We start from the raw sequence: 7,312 nt of genomic DNA on the forward strand, positions 1-7,312 counted from the left end.
CAACGAGGTTTTGTCTGTTTATCAACGAGGTTTTGTCTGTTTATCAACGAGGTTTTTAATAGTGATCGTTGATAAAAAATCGTTGATTTTATATAATAGTTGTGGAGGTGTAATTATGAGCAATGAACTTATAAAATATGATCCAGAACTTAATACTATTCCCTTACGTAAATTCACCCCTATTGAAATGAATCTATTTTTTTCAATTATTTCTCGTATGCGTGATAAAGGGGATCAAACAGTTAGATTTTCTTTTGAACAACTTAAAGACTTGAGCAACTATAAACCAACTGCAAATAATCGCTTTGAAGATGATATTCAAAGAACTTATGAAAAACTAATGGGACTTCATTTTGGAAGACGTAGCAAATCTGGATTAAATAGAGAGATGTTTGTTATGTTTACTAAATTCAGCATTGTTGGTGAAGCTGATTCCCCTTATATAGATGTTGAAGTATATAAAGATGCTTTGCCACTTCTTAATAATTTAGATACATGGGTTAGATATGCTTTAGCGGAATTTAGAGATCTTAGAAGCAGTTACGCCAAAACTGCCTTTAGATTGTTAAAGGGTTTTAGAACAACAGGTTATGCTTTTTTATCAAAAGAAGACTTTTTTGAATTACTTGATATTCCTAAAAGCTATTGGAAAAAGTCAGGAGATATTGATAGGTATGTTATAAAGCCCATCAAAGAAGAGTTAACACCATTATTTAGAGGCCTAGCTATTAGAAAGAAATATGGCAAGGGACGTGGAAAACCAGTAATAGGGTATTCATTTACCTGGAAACCAGAAAAGAAAGGCGCTAATGACTTCTCACAAGGTAAATTACAAGATGAACGACAAAAACTTTTCAATATTCAGCATAATAGTGAACTAACAGAACAGGAAAAATGGCGCGCTACTGATAAAGTTAAAGGATTACCACTAGGATCCACTGAAAAACAAGCATTGGCTGATAAACAGGCTGAACATGATAAAAAAATAAGAGATCAAGCAAGACAAGAAGCACTTGCTGAACTCCGAAAGGGGTTTGGAAATCATGCCTAAAACTATTAGAGAACTTGCTGATGAATTGAAGGTCTCTAAACAAACTATTCAATATCACTACCAAAGACTACCAACAAAGAACCAACAAAAAGATAGTCAAGGTACAAACATGATTAGCCTTACAGCTGAAAGGATTATTAGGGACAAGGTAGCAAAGCCTTTGGTAGCAAAAGATCAACAAATAGGTAGCAAAAAAGCGACAAAGACTAGCAAAAAAAATAATGAGCTAATTGCCACTCTAAGAAGAGAAATAGAAGATTTAAAGTCTCAACGTGACAAACAGCTTGCTACCAAAGACCAGCAAATAAGTAGCAAAGACAGACAAATAGATCATTTAACAAAACTAATAGACCAACAACAACAATTACAATTAGCAACAGTAGCAGAAGATCGCCATTTGAAAGAACGCCTACGAAAATTAGATGGCCCAGTTGAAGATTTTGAAAGTATAGAAAAAAGCCAAGTTTCAAAAACTGATGGTGCAAAAAAACAGGCAGCTAAAAATATAACTAATAAAAAATGGTGGCATTTTTGGTAATCGAATAATTATCGTAAATATGTACTAGAAAAGAGCATACAAATTATGGATTATGTTAAGTATAAAACGGATTGTTTAGATAAATTAAAGGGCTTTCTAACATCAGAAAAGAAAAGGCCTGTATTATTTATTGGGTCTGGACTGTCACAAAGATATTTACAGATACCTGATTGGAAGGGGCTATTAGACGCGCTATGCCATTCCCCCGTTAAAATGCCTAAACCGTTAGAGTATTACCTTCAAAGTACAGGTAACGATTATCCCAAAGTAGCTGATAAGTTGAAACAAAGGTATTTCAATTATTTCTGGGAACACAAAAAAGAGTATCCTGGTTATTTATTCTCTGAAACAGAGAATAAAGATATTTTTTTAAAATACTCAATTAGCAAAATCATAGAGAAACATGATGCACAATTGAACAGCGATAGTCTTTGGAATAACCCTGAAATAAAAGCGCTACAAGGAGTTACGCCCCAAATGATTCTTACAACTAATTATGATCTTTTATTAGAGAAGGTTTTTCCGCAGTATGATTCATATATAGGCCAAGATTCAATAAAGAGTAATCTAAATGACTTTAGAATAATGAAAATTCACGGATCAGTTAATGATCCCAAGTCAATAGTAATAGATGCCGCTGACTATAATGAGTTTTCAGTTCGACAAGAGTATATGGTAGCGAAACTGCTTACTTATTTTGTAGAGTATCCTATTATTTTCTTGGGCTATAGCGTTTCCGATGACAATATCAAGAAGATTTTAAATAGCGTTAAAAAAATAATGACCTCCCCTAAAAATGTGTCGATTCCAAAATTAGAAAACATTTTCTTTGTAGAATGGAATGACAAGCAGAATCCGGTTCCTGATTCCATACCTTCCGAGAAAATAATTGATCTTGGAGATGGTAACGGAGTGAAAGTTAATTATATTTACTTAGATGAATTTAAAAATCTATTTACTTATATTTCACAGAACTCTATAGATGTTGGCGTCTTAAAAACCGTAAACAAAACCATTGACAATATAATAAAAAGCTCGTCAATAACCAATCTTGAGGTTGATGTTGCAAGCATTAATTATTTAAAGAATCCACAAATGTTCCTTTCGTTATTGCGAAAACCCGACATGATGCTATCGCTATCAACATTAAAATCAGCTAACCAATTGGCTTCAGAATTCCCATTCACTCCTACTGAACTAGCCAAGAAGACACATTATTCCAATTGGCAGTTGCTTTACAAAGATATTGATGCCATATCAAAAAAGTATAGTGTAGATATTAGAGGAACTAACAATCAATTTCATGCCTCTATTTCTGGTGGAATTAATCGATATTCTAAAATAGCTTTAAAACTTTTATTGGATTATCAAGAAGGAAACTCTTTAGAAAAATATTTTGATGAAAATGAGTAAAAATTGACTACTAGGGTATGGGCTTATTGAACTAATAAAAAATAAAACAGTTCTTCAAATCATGTAGCGCGCTTTAAAGGGCTGTTTTAACAATGATTTGTGCTTATTTGATGAGTATAGGTTTCAAGATATCTAAATGAATTTGACAACTTTTACTCGTATTAAATATAAAAATGCAATTATAGATTTAATTATTATGCTCATTTTCCCTCAAATCTTAATTTTAACAAGTAGTCCTTCAACTTTGCCTTTTCGTGTTTATTTGAATCGATAAAATCATCAAAGTGTATGTGAAAATAGAAGCACAAATTTTGAGCTATTATCCATAAGTAAACCACATCATAGTGAGTAATTACAGCTGTATTCCCATGGCTGAGATTGGATCTTTTCCCATACAAGGTAGTAAGTCTGTCAAATATTTTTCTCCTAGACTTAGAATCTTTCCCTAATAATAATGCTGTACGTTCACAGACTTGGTCTGTTATCCCTTGTACAAATGTTTTTTGTTCAACTAAAGCTTCAATTGCTGACATTAATTGGATAATTTGTATTGTAGGTTCCTCAGAATCCAACCCATTTGCGATTAAGTTAGTAGCATTTACTAACCCCTTTTCCAAAGGAATTGTAGATTGTGAACTATAAATTTTACGTTGGATATCTCCAATTCTTTTTACGTAAGCTTCACCAAATGGTCGCAAGTCGCTTAATTCTGCAGGACGAGGTACATACTGAAATGGATGTTGTGTGATACCAGAGTTTTGAGCAACTGCTATGAATTCCTTATCGAACATAGTTTTATTCTGTTTTCCGACTCCAATTTGATACAGCATATTTGGTCCGCTCATAAGGAATATTAGAATGTTTAATGCTGATTTAACCTCTGATATTGCGACTTCAATTGCGCCTGATGGAATTACTGCCTTGATATTTACTGTAGCGAAGTTTTGATTATCAGTTACTGTATCTATTAATTTGTCATATAAATTAGCACTAACTTGGGCTTTTAAAACACTTTTCTTTTGGCTTGCTGGATACAAAGTAACATTGCCAATAGTATATGGTGCTTCTAATTCAATGCCATGAAATGGAATAATACAAAAGAATTCTTCTGGCTTCTTATTAATTAAGCCTAATATATCTTCGATAATTTGTGTATTCGATTCTTTTTTTGCTTTCCCTTTACCAGTTAAATTGACTATTTCCTCTTGTAGTTTTTTCCAAGAAAATAGTTTTCCGATTTTTGGATCTTCAATAACCATTTCAGCAGCATTAGTTAAATAGTTTACTGAATACCAGAAATAAAATCCTTCACCCGATATCATTCCTGTAGTTTTTTCATTCTTTTTATCGGCAATACTATCAAGAAATTTATCTAGTGCTTGTTTGAATTTATCTTCATTCATAATATAATTCCTCCAAATTTCAATATATTTGAACTTTTACCAAAATCGCCACCAATTTTTAATAGCTTTTTTCTTAGTTGGTTGTTTTTGTTTGCTACTCATTTTAACATATTTATTTTTTGGAGACTCAGGACCAGAGGATCCAATCAGGCTACTTAATGTTTGCACATGTTTTTTTAATTCACGATTTTCAGTAACTGTTGTTAACTGTAGCTGTTGTTGTTGATCAAGCAATTTTGTTAGCTGGTCTATTTGTCGGTCTTTGGTAGCAAGCTGTTTATCACGTTCAGACTTTAAATCTCTTACTTCTCTTCTTAGAGTAGTAATTAGGTCATTCTCTTCTTCACTGGTCTTTGTTGGCTCTTTGCTATCAAAGGTCTTACCATTTTTCCCTTGATAATTCCCTCAGCTGTGGGCTTATTTTTCTAGCATAATTAATTGGATTCAACAAACATTTCCGAAATATCGTATGCCAATGAAAGGGATAAATTGGGGAGAGTTATATGATTCTTACCACACTCAAGTGTACGATACTGATCAGTTAGAAAAACGTATTTCAGAATTGATGATTGATGATGATGTCACTAAAAAATCAGGCATATATGACTATGTATTAAGTGGCGATGAGAAAAAGCTGAGCATCAGAGAGTTTACTCCTCAAATGAAACAAAGTGCATATGAGAAGCAGAAGGGGATCTGTCCTATTTGTTGTAAGCATTTCAAACTTAAAGAAATGGAAGCTGATCATATAACGCCTTGGTCCCAAGGTGGTCGAACTATTGCTTCTAATTGCCAAATGCTTTGTAAAGAAGATAACCGTAGAAAGAGCAATAAATAATAAGTACTTTCCAATCTCTGGTGGTCAATTTGAATTTATAAACATTTAATATAATTGCTTAAATCAATGTCATAACTTTAAAAGTGATAATACCCAACTTAATGCTGACAAATAAAAAAATAATCGCAAATGCATATATAAGGTCTATAAATTACAAATAACCCCTCGAAAACGTTGAAAGAATAACCCCTAATATCTATAATGTAGATATTAGGGGTTATTTGTTTTAATATTAAAGAAATGACTTCTTCTATTTGTCATCAATACTAAACAATAATTTGTACAAAGTGATTATTTCTTCTAGTTCTTCACGCGATACATGATCGACAATAGTTTCATCAGTGACATGTCTTGCCCGTAAATCTAAGGCTATGGTTTGATCTAATAATACTTTTCCATATACTGTTTGACTACTAGTTAGTCGATGATACATTGGAAAATTACGCTTGGTACTGCTAATTGGAGCCACAATCGTCATGTTACTTGTCTGACAGACTAGATCATTGCTTAGCGCAATCGCTGGTCGCTTATTCATCTGTTCATGACCACGGCTTGGATTAAAGTTAACATAAAATATATCACCTTGGCTTACCATTGAAGTTCATTACCTTCTGACTTTCCCCAATCAAGCTCGTGATCCCTTTTCCCGTCATCTTCCCAATCCTTAAATAGTTCGTGAATATTGGTTGGGTTCTTTTTTATTGGTGTTAAAACAATTGATCCATTTTCAATGGTTATTGTCATATCTTGGTTATCATCTAATTTCAGTTGTTTAATAATTTGGCTAGGAATTCTAGCAGCTTTCGAGTTTCCCCACTTTGCTAAGCGTGTTTGTTCTTTAATAAGTTCCATATTTTCCCCTCCTAAATTATTATTACAAGTCAAGTATATCCCGTGTAGATACACAATGCAAATATTCTTACTGGAGGTCATTTACATGCAACAAGTTGTCTTACCCATCAAAGATTCAAACGTTCTTAAAGAGGTTCAAGATACGTTACTCAATAACTTTAAAGCTGGCCGACGTAACTATACGATTTTTCAAGTTGGTAAAGCTACGCTACTGCGAGTGAGTGACGTTATGGGTTTAAAACAGACCGATATTTTTAATCTGGACGGTTCTATTAAACAAAATGCGTTCATTCATGATCGAAAAACTGGTAAGCCTAATACCTTGTACCTTAAACCAGTTCAAACAGAACTCTTATTGTATCGTCAATGGCTGCTTGATCATAAACTAGCATCTGAATGGCTCTTTCCTTCCATTCAACACCCAGATCGCCATATCACTGAAAAACAGTTCTACAAAATTATGAGTAGGGTTGGCGATCTGTTAGGAATTAATTATCTAGGTACTCATACGATGCGCAAAACCGGGGCTTATCGTGTTTACACGCAATCAAATTACAATATTGGCCTAGTCATGCACTTACTAAATCACTCAAGTGAATCAATGACTTTAGCTTATTTGGGCTTGGATCAAGCAAGTACAGAAAACATGTTGAACCAAATTGATTTTGGGTAAATTGGTTTGATTTTGTTGTCGCCAACGGCGACTTCTGATACAGGATTTTAATGGGCCTAGCACAACATAGAATAAATTCTATGTGTAAGTGCGCATTGACCTCGTTTCACTCGGTCTGCTGATAACCATAAAATCAATTTTTGTCGTTGTTGAATTGAATGTATTTTTAATTCAATTTATGCTTGCACTTAACTAAGTTTGTTATGCTTTAAATACTTAAAAAAAGTTGCAGATACTGCTACTTTCAACCAAAATTTTTAATTGCTTTATGCAGAGAATCTTCATAAACTTGGCAACATAATTTGAATAACTAACTGTAAGAACTGTGTATCTAAACTGAAATCATTATTTTGATGTTAGGAGTAATTAGGATGGACGAAAAGAAAGTATTAAAACTAATTAATGAAATGCTCGCTGATCCTTGGCAAGTTGATATTCAAGAATTATTTGAAGCTTCCGTCAATGAACCTGACGAGATTAAAAAGAACTTGTATGATTCCTTATACACTTATATTTTGCAAAAAAGACAAGAAGATATTATTAA

10 protein-coding genes are annotated in these 7,312 nt (G+C 33.1%); 6 read left to right on the top strand and 4 right to left on the bottom strand.

Translation table 11 applies throughout. The annotated features are described in order from the left end of the window. The first annotated feature begins 115 nt into the window (after window positions 1-115). From IV54_RS02170 to IV54_RS11440, 3 genes are read left to right on the top strand one after another with little or no spacing between them, the layout of a single operon-like run. Entirely contained in the window at window positions 116-1,051 is a 936-nt protein-coding gene (locus tag IV54_RS02170; protein WP_043023379.1) for a replication initiation protein, read from the top strand. Beyond that, window positions 1,044-1,589, top strand: a complete 546-nt coding sequence (locus IV54_RS02175) for a DUF536 domain-containing protein (protein WP_057877762.1) — start codon at window positions 1,044-1,046, stop codon at window positions 1,587-1,589. Before IV54_RS02170 ends, IV54_RS02175 begins: the two co-directional genes overlap by 8 nt. A 45-nt stretch (window positions 1,590-1,634) precedes the next feature. Next, entirely contained in the window at window positions 1,635-3,002 is a 1,368-nt protein-coding gene (locus IV54_RS11440; protein ID WP_083488478.1) for an SIR2 family protein, read from the top strand. Window positions 3,003-3,202: 200 nt separating this feature from the next. On the opposite strand, the gene IV54_RS02185 is transcribed toward IV54_RS11440, so the two are convergent. Next, a complete protein-coding gene (locus tag IV54_RS02185) occupies window positions 3,203-4,405 on the bottom strand; it encodes a HEPN domain-containing protein (protein WP_057877763.1) in 1,203 nt (400 codons plus the stop codon). 36 nt (window positions 4,406-4,441) lie between these two features. After that, window positions 4,442-4,639: a DUF536 domain-containing protein gene (locus tag IV54_RS11445; protein WP_237756651.1), complete on the bottom strand. Its 198-nt coding sequence runs from the start codon at window positions 4,637-4,639 to the stop codon at window positions 4,442-4,444. Window positions 4,640-4,874: 235 nt separating this feature from the next. Between IV54_RS11445 and IV54_RS02190 the strand changes: the two genes are divergently transcribed. After that, window positions 4,875-5,243 carry an HNH endonuclease gene (locus IV54_RS02190; protein WP_083488479.1) on the top strand — a complete coding sequence of 123 codons (369 nt, stop codon included), beginning with the start codon at window positions 4,875-4,877 and terminating at the stop codon, window positions 5,241-5,243. A 250-nt stretch (window positions 5,244-5,493) separates the two neighbouring features. On the opposite strand, the gene IV54_RS02195 is transcribed toward IV54_RS02190, so the two are convergent. After that, window positions 5,494-5,838, bottom strand: a complete 345-nt coding sequence (locus IV54_RS02195) for a type II toxin-antitoxin system PemK/MazF family toxin (RefSeq protein WP_001748110.1) — start codon at window positions 5,836-5,838, stop codon at window positions 5,494-5,496. Then, window positions 5,832-6,095: an AbrB/MazE/SpoVT family DNA-binding domain-containing protein gene (locus IV54_RS02200; RefSeq protein ID WP_057877765.1), complete on the bottom strand. Its 264-nt coding sequence runs from the start codon at window positions 6,093-6,095 to the stop codon at window positions 5,832-5,834. The genes IV54_RS02195 and IV54_RS02200 overlap by 7 nt, the downstream gene beginning before the upstream one ends. An 85-nt stretch (window positions 6,096-6,180) precedes the next feature. On the opposite strand from IV54_RS02200, the gene IV54_RS02205 reads away from it, so the two are divergent. Beyond that, the gene (locus tag IV54_RS02205) at window positions 6,181-6,768 is read left to right on the top strand and encodes a site-specific integrase (RefSeq protein WP_003646144.1); all 588 of its coding nucleotides are present in this window, start codon (window positions 6,181-6,183) and stop codon (window positions 6,766-6,768) included. Window positions 6,769-7,121: 353 nt separating this feature from the next. Next, on the top strand, window positions 7,122-7,312 hold a 191-nt coding region (locus IV54_RS02210), incomplete at its 3' end, for a hypothetical protein (RefSeq protein ID WP_057877767.1).

Origin of the sequence: Levilactobacillus paucivorans (genome assembly GCF_001437125.1) — a bacterium.
In the GTDB taxonomy this organism is placed as follows: domain Bacteria; phylum Bacillota; class Bacilli; order Lactobacillales; family Lactobacillaceae; genus Levilactobacillus; species Levilactobacillus paucivorans.